Genomic DNA, 21,337 nt, shown 5'->3' with positions numbered 1-21,337 from the left:
TGCACATCTGAGACCCTAAATATACTTCGCTCCAAACTTGCTCTTCACGTCGGCAACAATCTGTTTCACATTTTGCTCCTCACTTCTCGGGCAAATCATCAGGGTATTGTTGGATTCAACTACGATAAAATCATGCAGCCCCTTTAAAATCACGAGTTTTTCGCCAGGTACGTTTACCATACAGTTTGATGAATCGTACATGATCACTTTTTCTGAAGGGATTACTGCGTTGCCAACGTAATCCTTCTCGGCAAGGTCATAGATAGACGCCCACGTGCCCAGGTCACTCCATCCAAATTCTGATGGCAATACATACACATTATTGGCTTTTTCCATAATCCCATAGTCAATGGATATGTTAACACATTGCTGATAAGCTTTGTGTATATGGGCTTTTTCGTCATCTGTATTATAAACCGGCCTCGCATCGGCAAAAATCTCATGCATTTCGGGCAAAAAAGTATCAAAAGCTTTTACAATCTCCTTGGCCGACCATACAAAAATACCTGCGTTCCATAAAAAGTCGCCGCTTTGGATAAAAGTTTTTGCTATATCAAGTGTTGGCTTTTCAGTAAAAGTTTTCACCTTGTGGAAGTCTGAATTTATGGTGTTATCAGTGTATTGAATATAACCATAGCCGGTATCCGGCCTTGACGGTTTGATGCCAAGAGTTACCAGGCAATTGTTAGCGGTGGCGGTTTCTAACGATTTAATGATGGCTGTTACAAAAGCATCTTCATCTAATATTTGCTGATCGGAGGGAGCCACAACAATGGCCGCGTCAGGATTAAGGCTTTCTATCTTAAAACATCCGTAAGCCACGCAAGGGGCGGTATTGCGCATAACCGGCTCGGTAAGTATTTGCTGGTCTTCCATATCCGGAAGCTGCGTTTTTACAAGTTTGGTGTAACTTTCGTTAGTTACAACATAAATATTTTCTTTAGGACAAACTTTTAAAAAGCGTTCATAAGTATTTTGTATCAGGGTTTTGCCGGTTCCAAGAATATCAATGAATTGTTTAGGATGCGATGTGCGGCTTATAGGCCAAAAACGGCTACCTATTCCGCCTGCCATGATGATGGCATAGTAGTTTTTGTTCATGTGTAATTTTAAGAATTAAGCTGAATATATCATAATCGAAAATTAGCAACTTTGAGCACTAAAATACATTAACAATTCAACAAACAAGTAGTTTCATTATAAATTATTTAACAATTAAACTACTCATTATTAAGCACAAAAGTCCCGGCCACATTAACAGCCGGGACTACTTTATAAAATAAGGCGTAATTATCAGGCTTTAAACACTCCTATTGGTTTGGCAGTGAAATCGGGAAAAAGAATTTTATCATTGCTGATCCTGAGGTGCTTATCGGCCACCTCGCTAAACACATTCCTGAAATCGGTTGTAACCGCAAGGTCGCGGCCATCTTCAAGGTTCTCTGCAGCAAGTGGCTGCATGCTGCCATGCACCAGGCCCCCGTTTACACCGTTGCCTAAAATAAAGTTGCATGATGCGCGGCCATGGTCGGTACCACCAGTACCGTTTTGATGAACAGTACGGCCAAACTCGGTCATCGTCATTACTGTTACATCATCCTGGTAGGTGCTGCCTATATCTGTCCAAAAAGCCATCATGCTATTACTCAGGTCGGCTACATTACGGGCAAATATGCCATTCCCTGTTCCCTGGTTAAAGTGCGTATCCCAACCGTTTGATTCGGCAAAAGCTACCTCCATACCCACATTCATTTTTATCAGCTGCGCAATTTGCTTTAAAGAATTGCCTAAGGCCGAGTTTGGATAAACTGCTCCGTTGGCCGGTATATAATTTTTAATATTAGCCTTTTGCAGCATTTTTAAGGCATCAAAACTTTCTTTGCCAGTATCTTTTAATAAACCAGGAGCGGTTCTGTCATAAAGCTCCTCAAAGCTTTTTGCGGCCAGGTTGGTGCCTGCCGGGTTGCCGCGCATTTGCAAAGCAAAATCCTGCAGATTGCTGATGGCAACAGCCGGGTTATCGCCATAAAAAGACCGGGGCATAGCCGATGTTAAGCTTACCGCCGTAAAAGGCGTAAGTGCATCATGTCCTAACAGGCCAACCGCACGGTTAAGCCAGCCACTGGCGGTACCTTTATTAAAAGGAGTACCGCTTTCCATATAATCCTGCGCATCAAAATGTGAGCGGGTATTATTTGGCGAGCCGATACCATGCACTATGCCCAGCCTTTTTTCGCGAAACATAGGTTCAAAAGCTTTCATAGCGGGATGTAATCCAAACCTGCCATCCAGATCTATAAGTGGATTGTTGTTATCTGTTTTGGCTGCATCCATAAATAAGCCGGGACGGGCCTCCTTAAGGTATTGATCGGTAAACGGAGTTACGGCCATCAGCCCATCCATAGCGCCACGCTGAAAAATGCACACCAGCGTTTTGCCTTTTTTATAAGGGGCTATTATCTTATCCTGCGCGGCAGCTTCGGCTATAAATGCCGGGATACCGCCCATAAGCCCAACGCCAAAAAGCGCAAGCCCACCTGTTTTTAAAAATCCTCGTCTTGATAACATAATCTTTTGCAATTTATCCAATTAACGTCTTTGGTATTCCGGCGATCCGATGATAATACCTACTACCTGGGCCATCATTGATTTTGCTTCGTCGGGCTTAGGCATTACTTGTACCCTGGCTTTTTTACCCATAGTGTCGCCTACCATTGATAAGGCATCTTTAACCGGCGGCGTGTTAATATTGCTTGCCTTATCTACCTTTACCACCAGCTGCGGATCATTGAGCATTGGGGTTAGTTGTTTTATGGTGTTATCCAGCGGCCGTTCGGGCATAATAAGTTTGCTGTAGGCAACAAGTGCCGCCTGGCTGCTTTCGGGCTCGTGGCCTTTGTTTAATTTTAACAAATCGAATGTAATCCCCGGTATCCGTCCAGTGGCAAAAGCCAGCCCGAAATTCATCCGGCTAAGTAAAGCGCCTGTATTGATCCAATACTGGCCTTTATCCGGAAAACCGGTTGGCGCCTGGTAATAGTATACTTTTTCGCCCATGCGGTTTATCCAGGTATATAACTGGTAGGGCTGTGTTACCTGAGCATTTAAGCTACGCACGGTATTTATGGCAAGCTCAAACGGCGATTTTGTTTTCTCGCGCAAGGCTGATGCCGACCAAAACTCCGGCGCAGATACCATCGTAATTAATACCTGTTTAATATTGCCATCACTGTTTAAAAAGGTTTTGGCCATTTTATCAATTAAACTTTGTGGCGGTGCATCGCTCACAAACCTTACCGCCAGCTTACGCGATATAAATTTTGCTGTAGATGGGTGATGTGCCAGCATATTCAATAATTGTACACCTTCATCGTAACCGCCGTTGGGCCCAAAATGCCGGCCTAATACAACCTTCTCACCGTTATCATGCCGACCCGGGGTGAATAAAAAGTCGCCGTCGTGCACCATTCCATCAGCAATAATGCCTTTATCTATAACTTTTGATATGATGTCGTTTCCCTTGCTATAATCGCCCATAGGGTATACCGACCAGCCTGTAAGCACCTTAGCAGCCTGGGTAACATCCTGCTGGCTGTATCCGCCATCAACACCCAGCGTATGCAGTTCCATTACTTCGCGGGCGTAGTTTTCATTAAGGCCACGTTGCTGCCTTGCTTTTTTTAACTTGTTAAGCGCCATGGCTTGCTTAGTTGTATCGGCAAACACCAATTTGAGTGTCATTTTAGGCTTCTCCGGCAGGGCAGATGCGCTGCTAAAATTATCCAGGTAATATAACATAGCCGGCGATTTGGCTGTGGCTAATAACAAATCATTAAACTTACCCAATGCGTTGGGCCTGATAACATCGCGCTCATAATCAGGAATAAACTGGGCGCATTCATTTTTAGTGATGGATACATTGAAATGGTTAAACCAAAAACTAGTCATCACCTCTTGCAACTGGTTATTTGTATAAGCTGCCCTTAATATTTTTTGATGTATAAACTGCCTGAACAACTCCTGCTGTGGTTTCATGCCGCTTTTTACCATGTAGTCCTGCAGCATCTTTTTATACTCAGGCTTGTTGCTTTGAATCGAATCTTTATTAATAACCCCATCTTTTACAGCCCGCCGTGCTACAATACCTGGCCGCGGATAGGTATCAACAATTTGGCTATTGCTTAACTTAAGTGCATCAAAGCTCTCCAGCACCTGGCTAAGGGAATCGTCGGGTAGTTCAGCATCCAATTGCTCGCTAAACCATTTTTCCAAACCCTCGCGGACAACGGCTTCAACCTGACCTGGCGTAGCACCATAAGTAAAGCGGCTTAGTAAATGTGCCGCTGCCTGATTTTTACTTAAGCCGGCTTGCTTATACGGGAATTTATGAATCTCGTTTGGATTATCGCGGCTATAAAACGACGAAAAAAACAGCAAACCGCCAATGAGCACAAACAATGGCAGCATCAACCCTTTTAATGATTTCATGAATGAATTATTTTTCGTTTACAATTCTATGACCAAGATGAGCAGGGATAGTTTAATCCAAATGTAACAGGACTTTGTAACAAATATGTGCAGGAATTATAAAAACTCAAAAACACGCAAATAGTTTGCCCGCTTTTTATTGAGGTTTTGAAAATACTAATAAAAACCAAACTGAATGGCAGCCATATCGGCAATTGCATTGCCAATAGCTAACGATGCTGTTGCCGCCGGTGATGGGGCGTTGATAACATGCAGCATATTATCCTTGGCCTCAATTTTAAAATCATCGAGAGTTTCGCCTTCGGCAGATATGGCCATTGCCCTTACGCCGGCGCGGCCGGGCTGCAAATCGTCCATAGTAAGGCTGGGAATAAGCTGTTGCAGACCGGTTAAAAAACGTTTTTTTGAAAAGGCGCGCCGGTACTCATCAAGCCCAAAACGCCAGTGTTTTGTAAACAGATTCCAGGTGCCTTTAAATTTTAAAGCTTCGATAGTATCGCCTAAAGAGAAATCTGTTTTACCATATCCTTCGCGCTTAAATACAAATACGGCGTTGGGGCCGCACTCTACGGTACCGTCAATCATCCTGGTAAAATGTACCCCGAGGAAAGGGAACTCAGGGTTTGGAACCGGATAAATGAGATTCTTCACTTTGCTTTTCCCTTGCTCGGTCAAATCAAAATAATCGCCCCTGAAACCAACTATATGGGCCTCGCTTGGTGCACCTGCGCCGGCTGCCAGTCTATCGGCCTGCAAGCCACCGGCAGTTATCAAATATTTTGTATTAAAGGTGCCTTTACTGGCAACTACAGTAGTATAGCCAGCATGGTGTTCAAATGCTGTAGCAGCACAATTGGTAAGCACCTTGCTTTGGGAGAATTTGGCCTCAAACAGTTCGCGGTATTTACGGGTAACAGCAGCAAAGCCGATGATTCCGGTACAAGGCACCCAGATGCCTTCAATCCCTTCGCAATAAGGTTCAATTTCTTTAATCTGCGCACTGTTAATACATTCAATCCCCTCTACACCGTTGGCGAGGCCATTATTAAAAACCTTGTTCATATGGGCCAACTCGGATTGTTTAGTGGCGACAATGATTTTTCCGCAAATGTCATGAGGTACATTATGCTCTTTTGCGAACGCAACCAGTTCCCGGCGGCCATCTACACATAATTTAGCTTTGTACGAATTAGGCTTATAATAAATACCTGAGTGTATAACTCCCGAATTATGGCCCGTTTGGTGGGCGGCTACCTCGCCTTCCTTCTCCAGCACCAGGATTTTTTTATCCGGGTTGCGGGTATTGATTTTATAGGCTGTTGCCATACCTACTATGCCACCACCTACGATAACGAGGTCATATAAATTTTCCATAGTTTGTTTACGCTACGTAACCCTAACAGCATTGATATTAGTAATACTTACCGCTTTTAAAGCAACCCAAAAATAAAAAAAAACGGGCTGACGCAAGTCAATCCGTTTTCATTTTTATAAAGCTCTGTATAATTTTAGGTTCCTTGATACTATTGTTGTATGCTTTGAATATACTTGCCGTAACCACTTTTAATATACTTTTGAGCTAAAGCCTGCAGGCTTTCGTAATTGATGAATCCCATGCGGTAAGCAACCTCTTCTATACAGCCTATTTTGGTTGCCTGTCGTTTTTCAATTACACGTACAAATTCAGTGGCATCGCTCAATGAATCAAAAGTACCTGTATCAAGCCATGCGGTACCCCTATCCATGACGCCAACATGCAATTGCTCTTTTTCAAGATACACACGGTTAACATCTGTAATCTCAAATTCGCCTCTTGGCGAAGCCGGGATATTTTTGGCTATTTCAACTACCTGGTTATCGTAAAAATAAAGGCCGGGAACCGCGTAGGATGATTTAGGCTTCAATGGCTTCTCTTCTATCGAAACAGCTTTAAAATTTTTATCAAATTCAACTACACCATAACGCTCAGGATCGGCAACGGGGTAGGCAAATATTGCGGCCCCCTTTACGTCATTAAAACTTTGCATCAATGTGCTAAAGCCCGATCCGTAAAATATATTATCACCAAGTACCAAAGCTACTTTATCAGTGCCAATAAAATCGGCTCCAATTACAAAAGCCTGGGCGAGGCCGTTCGGTACTTCCTGTACAGCAAATTCAAAGCGGCAGCCAAGCTCGCTTCCGTCGCCCAGCAAGCGTACAAAGCCTGGCTGATCTTCGGGCGTAGTTATAATTAATATCTCATTTATCCCGGCCAGCATCAATACCGATAAGGGATAATAAATCATTGGTTTATCATAAATAGGCATCAACTGCTTACTTATAGCTTTGGTAATTGGATATAGGCGGGTTCCGGAACCGCCTGCCAGGATAATTCCTTTCATATGAGTATCGGTTAGATTTTTATTGTACAGATTCAAGCGCTTTAATACAAACTATCAAACTATCACGCCAATACGGAATACTGATGCCAAATGTTTTTTTTATTTTGGATTTATCCATTACAGAAAAAGCAGGCCTTGCTGCCCTGGTAGGATATTCACTTGTACGTATCGGGTTGGTTTTTACCTGCGTGTTTGATATATCAAATATGCCTTTGGCAAAATCATACCAGGACGTTACACCCTCATTGCTGTAATGATAAATACCATAATTATCTGTACCAGAAGTAATGATATCCAATATCGCGCCCGCCAGATCGATACCATAGGTTGGCGTGCCTACCTGGTCGGCAATAATCTTTAACTCGTCCCTTTCTGCACCAAGCTTAAGCATTGTTTTAACAAAATTATTGGCAAATTCAGAGTACAACCAACTGGTGCGGATAATGTAGTGCGCCGGCAATATAGCGGCAACATCCTGTTCGCCTTCTAATTTCGTAAGGCCATAAATGCTTATCGGTTCAGCAATATCGTCCTCAACCAGTGGATTGGGTTTATCCCCTTTAAACACAAAATCAGTTGATACCTGTACTAATGCTGCGCCATACGCCTTACATTGGATTGCCAAATTTTCGGCTCCGGTTTTGTTGATTTTACGGGCAAGGTCAATATCGTCCTCCGCTTTATCTACCGCAGTGTAAGCCGCACAATTAATGACGTGAGTAGGTTTATATCGTTCAAATATCTGGTTCAGCAAATCGGCATCAAGAATATTAGCCTCAGATTCCGGGAGGAAAAATATCGAAGTTATACCTTTAAGGGCGGCCACCTTTTTTAAACATTGCCCCAGCTGACCCGAAGCACCAAACACCACTATATTTTGCATATCGAAACTTATAATCTTAATTATCGGGGATAAATGTAATTATTAAAAACCCAGATCGCCTGCATCTTTTAAAAATGGCAGCTCCAGGTCTTTTTCAGACACCAACAGTTCAGTTGCCGACATACCCCAATCAATATTCAATTCCGGATCTGCATAATGTAAACCACCTTCGGCGGTTTTGTTATAATAATTATCGCATTTGTATTGAAAAACTGCCACATCGCTCAAAACAATAAAGCCATGTGCAAATCCCCTGGGAATAAAAAGTTGTTGATTATTTTCTTCGGATAGCTTTACCGAAAAGTGTTGCCCGTAGGTAGGTGATCCGGTTCTCAGATCAACAGCAACATCCAATACCTCTCCTTTTGTTACTCTTACCAATTTTGCCTGTGCATGTTCGCCTTTTTGAAGATGTAGCCCCCTGAGTACACCTTTGGTTGAATAAGATTGATTATCCTGAACAAAATTAGCCTGGTAGCCCAGTGCTTTATTGAAATTTTGTTCATTGTACGATTCAAAAAAATATCCCCGATCATCATTAAATATTCTTGGGGTAATCACTATACATCCCTCGAGTAGGGTTGGGACAATTGTCATAAAATGCGTGTAATGGTTTTACTATTATTTGTTAATTGAGTATTGATTATGGTAATAACTGCAATAGGCCCCACTTATAACGTTATTTAACATAATTTTGTTGCCAAGACCAACAATAGTCGGGAAGTTCTTGCTCAAAAGTCAACAAAGCAACCGGTCAAATAGTTTTCAGCACGCAGCTAAATAGCATTATTAATCCATGCCTCCTGAAACAGAAAGCATGGATTAATTTATCAACCAATATAGGCAATTTAGGGATTTGTCTTTATCGCCCGCAATGACTATAACTATAGCCGCACAAAAACTATAGTTTCATAAGGGTCAACCGTGCCCGACTCGTAAAGGCAGGCGACAGTTTTTTTGTTTATTACACTTAGGCTGGAATAACCTGCGGGCCCCTTATGCAACACTTTCAAAAGCTGCCAGGTCCGTCCCTCGTCAAGGCTCATCTTGAGTGTTAAATTAACGCGGTATCCTAATGAGTTTAAGTTGGAGAATAACAAACAGCTGACAGTACTATCCGTTTTCCATGAATATCGATATATGCTTCCTTCGCAAATTGGATCGGTGAGGGAAAGTACCGGTAAGGACGCTGTCCAGGTAATGCCGCCATCATAACTGTTGGATTGCGCCCGAAAAGATCCTCCTCCGTAATACCTGCTGTTTAGCAAAATTTCGCCGTTATACTGCTTGTTGTTTGAAGAAACTTCAACCGGCTGACATTCATTGGTGTTTGCTATTGTATTTCCGCTTGCATGCCAGCTAACTCCGTGGTCATCACTGTAAATAATATGAGAGCTGTACATGAATTTGTCGGCATCTGTAAAAAAGGAATGATCACATCCAATAATTAGCCTGCCTTTGTGTGGGCCGTGAGCTAACTGTATTCCTGTTCCAGGGCCCGTAGCATACCAGTGCCATGAAGGGTCCTTAACAGCTTGCGTAATTTCGGTAGGGATTGTCCAGGTAACGCCATCATCGTTGCTGCTTGCCACCCAAACAGTGCGGCCATGTGTATTTTTTGTGGCAATTATAGAATCTTCGAAATCCTTATTTAAATTTTGCGACATCACCAGCCAAATAGTACCTGTGGTTTGGTCCTGAACAACCGACGGATTGTCGCAAGCATTTTTTCCGTCATGAAATGCTACTCGCTGTTCACCCCAAGTTTTGCCGTTATCAACAGAGCGCCTGAAAACAACATCAACCTCGCCAGAATCTCCTCCGCCTATCTTTCTACCTTCGCAAAAAGCGATCAATGTACCTTGTTGCGTGTTTAACAATACAGGTGCGCGATAGGCTGCGTAACCATTTATTCTATTTTGAAAAACAGTATCAATAAGTGATACTGCAGTATCTATTTTTAAAGTAGTATCCGTTTCTAAAGTCACTGGCGGTCTCGCCGAAGTATCTATGACTATTTTCGGGGTTGTTTTTTTGCATCCAACGGTACATATCGTTCCCAATACCGTTAGTACTAAAAGGCGTAGGCTCTTATTGTACATAATAGTTAAAATCATTAATTAGGGGATGCTGCAAACCAGCACCTGTTTGTAAATATAATATTTTTGGGGGCTGCTATATTATTTCAGGAGCAAAAAAACCGGTTGTACATCATAAATAATAAATTATAAATGTTAGGTTAACACGCACCGTCAAACAGACACTGAGAATTTAATTGATAGAGAGAAAAATGGCATTTTTTTAGCTGAATCGACTTCTATTTATAGAAAATTATGATAGTTTAGGTTTTATAACGGATAACGTGGAATGCAAATTGAATATGGAAGGCTTTAATCAAAAGTTAAAAAAGCAAACTCAGATATCACAACATATTAAATATCAAATACTGCAAAAATCAATAGATTTCCCGGCTAATGCAGCTTCGTTTCGTCTACCGATTATAATTTGATACCCCTCATCATGTGCTAAAGCTATGATATAATTAACTAATGCCATGTATGGGGGATATCAAAATAAAAATTGTTAGTTATCGCTCTGTAACAAATACGCCCTTACTTAAATAATCATGGTACGCAAATGTAATACCTTCCTTTAGCGTGGTGTGATATTTCCAGCCGGCTTTACTCAGCTTGGTAACATCCATTAATTTACGTGGTGTTCCATCGGGTTTTGACGTATCAAAAACTATTTCACCGGTATAACCAATTACTTCTTTAATCAAATACGCCAAATCTTTAATCGACAGATCTTCACCTGTACCGATATTAACCAGGCCGGGTTCATTATAATTTTGCATCAGGTAAAAACAAGCCTCGGCCAGGTCATCAGCAAATAAAAACTCCCGTTTAGGCGATCCTGTACCCCAAATAGTAACGCTTGGCGCGTCTTGTTCTTTGGCTTCGTGAAACCGACGTATTAAAGCTGGCAAAACATGTGAGTTTTGAGGGTGGTAATTATCATTAAGGCCATATAAATTAGTTGGCATCGCCGATATATAATTACATCCGTATTGTGCACGATAGGCATCACACATTTTTATGCCCGCTATTTTGGCTATTGCATAAGGCTCGTTAGTATCTTCAAGCGGACCGGTTAAAAGATATTCTTCTTTTAACGGCTGGGCTGCCATTTTAGGATATATACAACTTGAACCCAAAAACATCAGTTTTTTAACTCCGTTTAAATAGGAGTTATGGATAATATTATTTTGAATTTGGAGATTATCATACAAAAACTCGGCACGGTAGGTATTATTGGCTATAATCCCGCCAACTTTTGCGGCTGCTAAAAAAACATAATCGGGCTTTTCCTGCGCAAAAAAATCAGCTACCTGTTGTTGATTACGCAAATCGAGTACATCTGATGTTCTGGTTATAAAATTGGTAAATCCTTCTTTCAACAGTTTCCTGTGAATGGCCGAACCTACCATTCCACGATGGCCTGCAATATATATCTTGGAGTCTTTTTCCATTGGCGTTATTCAAATTGGTTTTTAATTGTATAACCCGATTCCTTTAGTAATTTTTCTTTGCGGAAGTGGTTAACATCAGCATCCATCATATCTTCCACCAGCATTTTCAAATCATATTTAGGAGTCCAACCCAGTAAAGTTTTTGATTTTGTAGGATCTCCTATCAGCAATTCAACCTCTGTCGGGCGGAAATATTTAGGGTCGACAGCCACAACTTCCTTACCAACTTCAACCTGAAAATCTGGAGAATCGCACGATACCACGTAGCCTTTTTCATCAACGCCTTCACCTTTAAATTCGATTGTTATACCTACTTCTGCAAAAGCCATTCTAACAAATTCACGTACGCGCGTAGTTACGCCTGTTGCAATTACATAATCAGTAGGGGTTTCCTGTTGTAATATCAAATACATAGCTTCTACGTAATCCTTGGCATGGCCCCAATCGCGTTGCGCATCAAGGTTACCCAAGTATAATTTATCTTGTAATCCCATCGCTATTTTAGATGTAGCACGGGTAATTTTGCGGGTTACAAATGTTTCGCCCCGTAGCGGGCTTTCATGGTTAAATAATATACCATTACAAGCGTAAATGCCATAAGCCTCGCGATAGTTCACTGTTATCCAATAAGCATACATTTTTGCTACTGCGTAAGGTGAACGGGGATAAAAAGGCGTGGTTTCTGATTGTGGAACAGCCTGAACCAAACCATACAACTCAGATGTAGATGCCTGGTATATTTTTGTTTTCTTCTCCAAGCCTAATATCCTGATGGCTTCCAATAACCGCAGGGTGCCTATTCCATCTGCATTTGCGGTATATTCCGGGGTATCAAAGCTTACTTTAACATGCGACATAGCACCCAGGTTATAAATTTCATCTGGTTGCACCTGTTGAATTATTCGAATAAGATTGGTTGAGTCACTCAGATCACCATAATGCAAGGTCAGATTTATATTTGTTTCGTGGGGGTCCTGATATAGGTGATCGATTCTATCAGTATTAAATAAAGAACTACGTCGTTTTATACCATGGACTTCGTAGTCTTTTGATAAAAGTAACTCTGTAAGATAAGCTCCGTCTTGTCCGGTAATACCTGTTATTAATGCAACTTTTTTCATGAATTGTAGTATGATTTATTGAGAAATTTATTTAATAATGCCCTATAATATAAAATTAAAAAAATAGTGTTCGTTACAAAATACCTTTTGAACAGACGATTAGGCTCTTGACATAAACGAAAAAGCCACTCTAAACTATTCTTTTGCATCCATCCAGGGGCACGTTTTTGCATACCTACTAAAACTGGCAGGGCACCTCCAACTCCTATCATAACTGCATCAATTTTACCCTTCATAGCACTCATCCATTTTTCTTGTTTCGGGCATCCAAGTACAACAAATACTATTGAAGGGGCCGCGTCATTGATTTTTTTTGCCACTTCAGCTTCCTCCTTGGCCGACAAGCTTCGGAACGGCGGGGAGTAAACGCCCGAAATTCTTAACGCCGGATAATTAATACTTAGGTAAGATTTCGTGTTATCGAGCATTTCTGTAGTGCCACCGTAAAAATACACGCCTAAATTGTCTTGTTCAGCTTTTTTTAATAAGTCAGGCAGTAAATCCATCCCGGCAATGCGCTCCTGCTTTATTCCATATAAAGATTTTATTGCCTTTGCTAAGGGCATTCCATCGGGAGTAATTATATCTGCGTTTTTAACAACATTTGCAAAATCAGTATCCTGATGAGCCTCTACAAGCATATGCACGTTTGCTACACATACATAAGATGAAACTTTTTTTGTGCCCAGCTCAACTATCGACTTAATGCACTCTTTATAAGTGCCTTTAGAAATAGGTATTGATATCAAGAATCTCTTATTTGAGGTCATTCTGCTTATTTAACATTTAGGTATTACTAACTCTTTATAATAAGATTTTATCCAAAACTAAAGTATTCTGTAATTAAAAAGCCAAAGTATATTTAAGATTTAGCGGTTTGCGATTTTTTATACTGATGCATTGCAGGCAAGTTACTATGTTTTGCACGGCGAATTCATAATGACAAATGGCGTAACGCATATCAAATAACTCTGCATTTTTCATTTCGTTGATATATCTTTTACCATTAATTCGAAATACATGCTTTTAAAGAATATTGCAAGATTTAAATTTAACATTTCGACAGTAAATCTAAGATTAAATATGTTAATTTTCAAAAAAAAGGTTTTATTTATCAAAATTTCATAAAAAAAATAAACCTTCCGCTGTTAGGAAGGTTTAACATTAAAAAAATGGCTGGCCTTTTACAGGGCAGATATCGGTTTATATCATCGCAATAAATAATGATACGAGGAATTTTCTATTTCCTTAATAAAGTTTTTTTTACTTTAGTACTTTTTGAAATATAGCATTCTGAAGCTGTTTATTCGAATTTACTTTTTCAAAATAGTTTGTTCCTATGGATATTTGCGACACATCTGAGTGATTGAAGCGGATGGTAGCATTTTTGACATTGTAAATAACATTGCTGTCAACCTTCATTAAAGATGAGCTCTCGTCAAAAAATATCCCATTATTAAACGAGCCGACAGCATCATTGCTACGTGAAATATTGTAAATATAATTACAGCGATAAACACAACCAACTTGTTTACCAAGTGTGTAAATACCGCCGCCATCGGCCAGTTGTTGCATCACATCATGAATGTGATTGTATTCAATAAGGTTGTAAGATGTAAAGTTATCCTGCGATTTAAAGTTCCAGCCCACAGCTATGCCGGTATAGGGCATATTATAAATTAAATTATGAGCTATTAAAGTATGATTTGCTTGCACTACAGCTATCGCGTCGGCTGTACGATGCAATAATCCGCAATTGTAGATTTTAGTGTTCGTAACTACATTTCTTGATGGAGACGATGCGGGGTTAAGATGCTGCCCTACGGGATCATTATTATCAATACCTATCATTACACCTCCGCTGCCACATGAAGTGATTACACAGTTATCTACCGTATTGTTAGCTGAATACTCACCTATTCTTAATGCATAATTGTCCAGACCAAAAAACCTGCAATTCTCAAAAGAGCAATTTTTAGCATATTGGGTGAATATGGCTTGTCCGCTCGTAAAAGCGCCCTGGGGCGATGTAAAGCCCGTTGAAAAATCAAGCCATGGGTAATGGGCCAAATTGGATTGCTGCTTAGCCGGAGTTAATGTGGTAACGCCCCATTCAGAATTTGTGTACCTAAAATCTATCCCGACGAAGTTTAGATTAGTTACAAAATTATTGCTATTGCCTTTTATTAACATCATCTTACTCAGCACCGGCATATAGAACGACATATTATTAGGATTGTCTTTTGTATTGCCATAATAGTATAGATATCCCGATTGTTTATCGTAACACCATGTACCCGGAGCATTTAAAAATGACTTTACATTTTCAACTATATATCGCGTGCGTTTGCTGAAAAAGCCTACCGGGAAGTGTGCCGGGCTCTTAAGTAATACTGTTTTTTTTGAAGGATCAATCTTATATATGTCATGCACAGAGGTATCCCAGCTTTCATACAAAATAATTTCTGCCGAGCCGATATCGTTTTGCATATTGTCCAAATCATTGCCGCTGTAGGTAAAGCCGGAAAATGCCGTTATCGAATCAACTGTCAAACGGGGGAAGGACTTGTCATCAAATACGCCGGATTTATAGCTGTTCCTGAATTCAGGTAATTGTTCCTGTGTATAATATACGGGCGAATGCGCCCTTACCAACCGGGTATCATCGACATATAACGACCGGGGGACGGCTTTATCTGATTTTGGTGCCCCTGTTTTATATACCCAGATATTAGCACCCTCTTTTTTCCAGGGGCCTGTCAATTTTTCACCTCCGCTTATGATAACTTTTTCTCCGGGATATGCCATGTAGGTAACACTATAGTTTTCATTACCCCCGTCCTGCGGGCCGAAATTGAGCGTATTGGTTACTTCATAAACGCCGCCTCTTAAAATAACTTGTACATTGGTGTTCAATCCATTTTGAGTAATGGCCCGTACCGCGCTCTTGGCTTTATTTATGGTAGCAAAGGGCTTTGATATTGAGCCATCATTGTTATCAGATCCTGTAAGCGAAATATAAATTTTTTGCTGAGCATTGAGATGACCGGAAAGTAAGATAAAGAAAAATAACAAAAAGCAGAAAAATCTAACTGTTAGTTTCATGGCGATTGTTTTAATAGGGGGTTGAAAAATTTGATTATTTATCACTTTGTTATAGACATCCAACACTTGGCGATAGTTTAACCGGGATGCGAATGATTCATTAAAAGAGATAAACGCATTTGACCATGATTTTTATATTCCTATACATTATAATAATTACATAAACCCGAGTTTGTTTTATCAGGTCGTCAGTATAGAACGCGGCATGCAGGATGCCATTGTATCCATTCTATATCAATTCCGCTACGCCATATAATGCAGCACCGATGACTGGCGCACCTGTAAAAAATGTTTCAAATACCCTGGCTGGCCGTCATTTCACGTAACGGTTGAGCCCGGGATTTGTTTTACAGCTTTATAAATAAACAAAGAATGGCACCATAATACCTCGATCGTTCCTGGTGACCTCATTTATCATCACCCCAACCTAATCCAGCACTGGCAAAGATCTCTCAAGAAACGTTTTATTGTTTATGCAAATCCAACGAAAAGGAATCACGCGGCCATAGCGGTGAGAAAAGATCAAGCCGTCCTACTTTCAGGTTCAATAAATTCCGGCGTACCAGCAATAAATTGCTCCTTTACCGTAACGTTATGAAATTACTAAAAGAGTTACAACGCCTCCTTATATAGGATATGCCGGCAAATGACATACAAAAATGCTGCTTTTACTATACTTAGTATAATAAAAACAGCAACAGTATCACAATGTATTTATACGATCCCGTTTTTTTCCCAAAAGCCCTTCAGCCATTTTGTGGTAATTTCTACCCCTTCATCAACTGAATATCTTGACTCACCCGTAACTTTGAAAGTTGGCTCCATAGGTGCCGGGTTTTCAGAAATCATGTTCTTATATCGGGAAAGCGTTATTGGGAATTTTACATTAATTTTTTGCAAACCGCTTCCGACTACGGCAAGTGTATAAACCATAAAAGATGGGACAACTCTGGCAGGCTTCCCGGTAATAGCTTTGGAAAAACTGTTTGCCCAGTCATATAAGTATAAAGGTCTGTCACCAACGTAAAGAAATTTCTTCGAAACTTTCGGACTCTGAGCATTTTCAATCAATTTAATTATCTGAATACAGACGTTTCCAACATACCCGTATGATCTTTGCACCTTCTTACTCCCTGGGTGAAAATATTTACCTTGTTTCACCACTTTCCAAAATTCATGCGGATAACGCAAATGCCATTTCCCCCAGATATTTGTAGGTCGTACGGTTACCCAATTGAATGAATAATTGCCATTCCGAAGCGTATTTTCAGCTATAATTTTTGATTCACCATAAACAGTATGCGGAGCATATTCATCGTCAGCAGTTGGAACAACATCCGATTGATTTACGTATTGTGTTGAAACATTAACTACAAAACAATTAGGATTACTTTGATCGGCAGCGTTAAATACATTCTCCGAACCTTTAGTATTTGTAAGATAATCCTGCATAACCAATCGCGGATCGCAATCGGTTACAGCAGCCATATGTACTACAACATCGGGCTTAACTTCAATAAATTTCGACAACAATTCGGGATAGTTTAAGATATCAATATTATACCACAACTCGTTTTTTTGTAATTCTATCTTAGGCGAATCAATATCGATAATAAACACGTCGCTTCCTTTTTGATATTCCCTTAGTGCTTCAACTAAGTTCGTTCCTATAAATCCGTTTCCACCCGTAATTAATATTTTCATAACCTATAATTTAATTAATTCTTTAAATGACATATTTAGTGCATTTATGTAACGTTCTAAAGTGTATTTTTCAATAAATAGTTCTCTTGATTTGTCTCCCATTTGTTTCAACAGCTCAGGATCACTTACTAATAAAAGGATTCTTTCCGCCAGTTGGTCAGAATTTCTAATATCTACCAAGTACCCATTTTGGTTTTCTTCAACAATACTTTGTATACCCCGCCAGCGGGTAGCAACAATAGGTAATTTAAATTCCATCGCCTCAAGTAACACCAATCCGAATGACTCCGAAATAAAGAAACTTGGGAAGCAAAAGATATCAGCATTCAAAAAAGCCTGCGTTTTCTTTTCCCCGGTTATTACGCCGAGATACTCTACGTAACTATCTAAATTAAATTCACTTATTTTTTCAAAAAAAGCATTTTTATAATCATCTGTTTCAAACTTTCCGGCAATCTGCAGTCTTACACGGTGCCCGCGCTGATGTAATTTATATATCGCTTCTAATAAAAACCCTTCACCTTTTGTGGAATTTAATAAACCAACAAAAAGCACGTTGATCTCTTCGTTAGTTTTGGCGCCGGCATTGTTTATAATATCAACATAATCATCGGGGATACCAAGCGGGACTATTGCAGTTTTTTTTGCTTTCAGAAACTTCCCGTCATTTGGATTAAACGCAGAACTGCTAATGGCTAAATCAGGTTTTTTTAGTGCAAGTAAAGTAAGGGCTCTAAATAGAAAGGGCATTTTGGGTATCACCTCGCTTATACCCGCAGCATGAAAATGAAATATCGTTTTTTTAAATAATAACCTGGTGCATAGCAGAAACACCACATCACGCAATATGCTCACTGTAGGCGCGTTAGAGGGAGGATAGTACAGAACCTGAATTTTGTGCCGGAATTTTAAAATGTAAGTTTGTTTTATAATTGATAAAATATGAAATATTTTATGAAACGAAAGCTTGCCGCGCTCGTTCATTTCCCTCGAAAAATTCATTCTAACGTGAAAAAACTGCACATCATCAAACTCGTTTTCAAGCATGTATTTGATCATCAGCGCTTGGCCACCGTAAGGGGGGGGGTTTGACCTATTACTAATATTTTATTTTTAAAATTCATTTTACTTTTTCCACAGCTCAAACAAAACAATAAAATTTAACATCTGTGCTCAAAACAAATGCTTTAACTACGGCAATATCCATATTTATGGAGTTCAATTGAGATAGGACGTATTTCCTTACTAAAGGTGATATTGCCCTCATCCTAAAAATCAAATAACATATATAAATTCAGCAACTTTATATATCTGAAACCAAACGGACATTATTTTGATATGTACAAATTATCAATACCGTTTGGCTTTACCCATTAGTATCCATAGTTTGGGGAATACTAACCTGATATATATAATCCCCGATCTGAATAAAGCCATATGTAACGAGGTATGTCGTCTTTCAAATATATATACCTGCCGGGGTTTAAAACAAAGGGGTGAATTAAAGTTTTTAAGTCTTTCTTTGAACGGAACTTTGGGATTACACCATTTAAGTAAAACGTCATTAGTTTCGCAAACTCCAACTACATCTGACGATATGTAGGAATTAATTCCATACTTTTTTGCTCTCAATCCATAATCTATGTCGCCACCTGGGTGGTGAAAAACCTCGTCTAAAAAACCTACTTTCAAAAAAACACTCTTAGGTATTAAAACAATGTTGCCATTAAAAAAATCGCAAATTACAGGTTTCCCTTGTGGTAGCAATTTCTTTTTGTCCTTTAATAAATAGCCACTATAGGAGATAGCATCTGAATCGCCGGCTTTGCAAACGCCGGCAATTATCGATTGGTAGTTAAAGAGCGCGGAATCCTTCAATAATTTGTCTATTGCATCTTCTAATAGGGTCGAATCATCATTTAACCACATATAAAAGTCATAGTCGTATTTTGCAGCTTCTTTCCATGAACTTATCATGCCCCGTCCCCAAAATAAATTACCATCACCTTTAATAATATTAACATCCGGGTATTGTGAGGCTACGGCTTCAGAAGTCCCATCTGTAGATCCGTCATCAGTTAAATAGATATCTACCTTTACCTGGCTTTTTTTAACAGAAGCATAAGCGGTTTTCAGGCACTCGAGTGTGGTATCTTTCCTGTTATGACAGGTTAAAAGAATTGCTATGTCTTTGCTTTTCACGGGATCTTAAATAATTTTTATAGTTTAATATCGGCAATGGTATCAGAAAAGGCAATCCAAGAAAAAACGGATACCTTAAATAAGCTTCGCCCTGCAACGAAATGATTATAACAATAATTAAAAATATGGCATCAACCTTTGATACTTTGGAAACGTTCTTATATAGAATGTAGAAAAACCAAAATGTGCCTATCAATCCGGCACAGGCAATAAAATCAGTGAACCCATTTCCCAAGCCGGGATTCTTGCCATTTTCAATCATATGTACTATCTCGGGATCGTCAGCAAACCTTGTAGCAGCATTGAACCCGTTTCCGGTAAACGGATGTTTTTGAATATAATGGTAATCAAATAAAATTTCGCCAAAGCGTGTGGTATTGTAATCGCCATTACTTGTAGATGCATCTTCAAATTGGTACTGTACTTTTGATCCCAAAAAATCAAGTGAGTTGAAAAGGTAAATACCTAATGTAAAAAATATCACTGTTATCGTTACTGCAAACGCCTTATTTATTTTGGTGTACGCCAGCAAGTAAACAACTACCAACACTGCAAACAGGAAGAAACCTGTAGTACTGATTGTGGAAAGGAAAGCGATAAATATGATAGCAAGTTTTTTACGTTGGTTTGCCATCAGGTAATTCAGCCTGCGGAAATTAAGGAAAAGCGCAACATTGATGTATCCTTGGAATGCCGTCGGCTCCCAAAACATGCCTGAATTACGAAGTACGTGTTCACCCGGCGCCAATCCCCTAAAGGTATATAAACCAACTGAGTGTGTATCGGCGCCTAAAAAGAATGATTGCATCACATTGTCGCCACCAATAAAATGTATTAAATAAAATGGAAAGCTTATTAAGCATATAAAATACATAACATCAAGTAACACCATCGAAAACCGCGCCCCCAGTATTGCCATCACAACTATCCCGATAAATATTTTTATTATAAATCCTAATAAAAATACACCCTGCGATGCGCCAAGAGTATAATATTGATAAATAATTAAAATTACGAATAAAAAAATATAAATGAAAAACGACCTGTAGAAAGGCCATTTTAAACGCGCACGATAGTAAAAGAAAAGAACACCTGCGATGGCAACCATCGCTCCGGGTGTCCAGGATTGTGCAGTAAGAGCAGGGTCGCCACTCGCAATCAGCAACAAAAATACCAGTAACCTGTCTTTAGTAACCCTTTTTAAAAAATTCATATATCAATTGCAAAGCTATAACTCATTTTCATTTAAAAATTGCTTAATGTTCTTAAATGACAGGCTATTTGCCTTTAGCCATTCAGGATCTTTATCCCACCACTTTAACTTCAGTAATTTTTCAATCTCCTCGGCTGTAAACCTATAACGTACGTGCTTTGCAGGCGCACCTAATACTATACTATAAGGTTCGACCGACTTGGTAACAATAGCTCCGGCGCCTATTATAGCTCCGTCACCAACAGTAACTCCATCAAATATCAAAACATTATTTCCAATCCAAACATCATTACCTATCTTAACGCAATAGGCACTGTCTTTCAAATAATTATGTTCGCTAAAACGTTGCTCATTAACGTAAGTAAAGCCTGCCTGTTTATAAATAGAAAAAAATGCAGGATGTATGGACACATATTCTTTCGAGGGATGCAGCCCCAATGAAATGCTCACGTTATCCCCTATTGCACAATACTTCCCTATATCTGACCTGAATACGGCAGAATTATTTGCAATGTAAGTACCATACCCTATAAAGCTGCTTCTCACCCTTGACCCTTGGTATACTGCGTTATTACCACCGAATTTCGTTTTGCTATCCAATTGAACCCCTTTTTGCAAAGTAACATTCTTCAACCAGCGCGCCTTACTTTTAAAATAAGTCTGCTTCATCCAATTATATATAAGGTTATTTGTCAAAAAGCTCAT

General features: G+C 39.7%; 17 protein-coding genes. All 17 read right to left on the bottom strand.

The annotated features are described in order from the left end of the window. Window positions 1-15 precede the first annotated feature (15 nt). Window positions 16-1,101 (bottom strand): mannose-1-phosphate guanylyltransferase, encoded by a 1,086-nt coding sequence (locus tag FSB76_RS19940; protein ID WP_147056407.1) that lies wholly within the window; start codon window positions 1,099-1,101, stop codon window positions 16-18. Window positions 1,102-1,293: 192 nt separating this feature from the next. Next, a complete protein-coding gene (locus tag FSB76_RS19935) occupies window positions 1,294-2,568 on the bottom strand; it encodes a DUF1501 domain-containing protein (RefSeq protein WP_147056405.1) in 1,275 nt (424 codons plus the stop codon). Window positions 2,569-2,589: 21 nt separating this feature from the next. Beyond that, window positions 2,590-4,488: a DUF1800 domain-containing protein gene (locus FSB76_RS19930; protein ID WP_147056403.1), complete on the bottom strand. Its 1,899-nt coding sequence runs from the start codon at window positions 4,486-4,488 to the stop codon at window positions 2,590-2,592. A 156-nt stretch (window positions 4,489-4,644) separates the two neighbouring features. Continuing rightward, window positions 4,645-5,862 (bottom strand): L-2-hydroxyglutarate oxidase, encoded by a 1,218-nt coding sequence (gene lhgO / locus FSB76_RS19925; protein ID WP_147056401.1) that lies wholly within the window; start codon window positions 5,860-5,862, stop codon window positions 4,645-4,647. Window positions 5,863-6,011: 149 nt separating this feature from the next. Then, window positions 6,012-6,872 (bottom strand): glucose-1-phosphate thymidylyltransferase RfbA, encoded by an 861-nt coding sequence (rfbA, locus tag FSB76_RS19920; protein ID WP_147056399.1) that lies wholly within the window; start codon window positions 6,870-6,872, stop codon window positions 6,012-6,014. Window positions 6,873-6,891: 19 nt separating this feature from the next. Further along, on the bottom strand, window positions 6,892-7,767 hold the full coding sequence (gene rfbD, locus FSB76_RS19915; protein ID WP_225976548.1) for a dTDP-4-dehydrorhamnose reductase: 876 nt from the start codon (window positions 7,765-7,767) through the stop codon (window positions 6,892-6,894). A 30-nt stretch (window positions 7,768-7,797) separates the two neighbouring features. Continuing rightward, entirely contained in the window at window positions 7,798-8,352 is a 555-nt protein-coding gene (gene rfbC, locus FSB76_RS19910; protein WP_147056395.1) for a dTDP-4-dehydrorhamnose 3,5-epimerase, read from the bottom strand. Window positions 8,353-8,639: 287 nt separating this feature from the next. Then, on the bottom strand, window positions 8,640-9,743 hold the full coding sequence (locus FSB76_RS19905; protein WP_158642942.1) for a sialidase family protein: 1,104 nt from the start codon (window positions 9,741-9,743) through the stop codon (window positions 8,640-8,642). A gap of 599 nt (window positions 9,744-10,342) precedes the next feature. Then, window positions 10,343-11,287 (bottom strand): GDP-L-fucose synthase family protein, encoded by a 945-nt coding sequence (locus FSB76_RS19900; protein ID WP_147056391.1) that lies wholly within the window; start codon window positions 11,285-11,287, stop codon window positions 10,343-10,345. A gap of 5 nt (window positions 11,288-11,292) precedes the next feature. Then, window positions 11,293-12,408, bottom strand: a complete 1,116-nt coding sequence (gene gmd / locus FSB76_RS19895) for a GDP-mannose 4,6-dehydratase (protein ID WP_147056389.1) — start codon at window positions 12,406-12,408, stop codon at window positions 11,293-11,295. After that, window positions 12,405-13,178, bottom strand: a complete 774-nt coding sequence (locus FSB76_RS19890; RefSeq protein ID WP_147056387.1) for a WecB/TagA/CpsF family glycosyltransferase — start codon at window positions 13,176-13,178, stop codon at window positions 12,405-12,407. The genes gmd and FSB76_RS19890 overlap by 4 nt, the downstream gene beginning before the upstream one ends. Window positions 13,179-13,671: 493 nt before the next feature. Continuing rightward, a complete protein-coding gene (locus FSB76_RS19885) occupies window positions 13,672-15,513 on the bottom strand; it encodes a right-handed parallel beta-helix repeat-containing protein (RefSeq protein ID WP_147056385.1) in 1,842 nt (613 codons plus the stop codon). Between the two features lie 714 nt (window positions 15,514-16,227). Then, window positions 16,228-17,217 (bottom strand): NAD-dependent epimerase/dehydratase family protein, encoded by a 990-nt coding sequence (locus tag FSB76_RS19880; RefSeq protein ID WP_147056383.1) that lies wholly within the window; start codon window positions 17,215-17,217, stop codon window positions 16,228-16,230. A 3-nt stretch (window positions 17,218-17,220) separates the two neighbouring features. Next, a complete protein-coding gene (locus FSB76_RS19875) occupies window positions 17,221-18,264 on the bottom strand; it encodes a glycosyltransferase family 4 protein (protein WP_158642941.1) in 1,044 nt (347 codons plus the stop codon). Between the two features lie 303 nt (window positions 18,265-18,567). Next, window positions 18,568-19,419: a glycosyltransferase family 2 protein gene (locus tag FSB76_RS19870; protein ID WP_147056379.1), complete on the bottom strand. Its 852-nt coding sequence runs from the start codon at window positions 19,417-19,419 to the stop codon at window positions 18,568-18,570. Further along, window positions 19,379-20,632: a hypothetical protein gene (locus FSB76_RS19865; RefSeq protein ID WP_147056377.1), complete on the bottom strand. Its 1,254-nt coding sequence runs from the start codon at window positions 20,630-20,632 to the stop codon at window positions 19,379-19,381. The genes FSB76_RS19870 and FSB76_RS19865 overlap by 41 nt, the downstream gene beginning before the upstream one ends. A 15-nt stretch (window positions 20,633-20,647) precedes the next feature. Next, on the bottom strand, window positions 20,648-21,301 hold the full coding sequence (locus FSB76_RS19860) for a CatB-related O-acetyltransferase (protein WP_158642940.1): 654 nt from the start codon (window positions 21,299-21,301) through the stop codon (window positions 20,648-20,650). Between the last annotated feature and the right edge of the window lie 36 nt (window positions 21,302-21,337).

The organism is Mucilaginibacter ginsenosidivorax (genome assembly GCF_007971525.1).
Classification (GTDB): domain Bacteria; phylum Bacteroidota; class Bacteroidia; order Sphingobacteriales; family Sphingobacteriaceae; genus Mucilaginibacter; species Mucilaginibacter ginsenosidivorax.
This window is presented reverse-complemented; position numbering and strand designations above follow the sequence as displayed.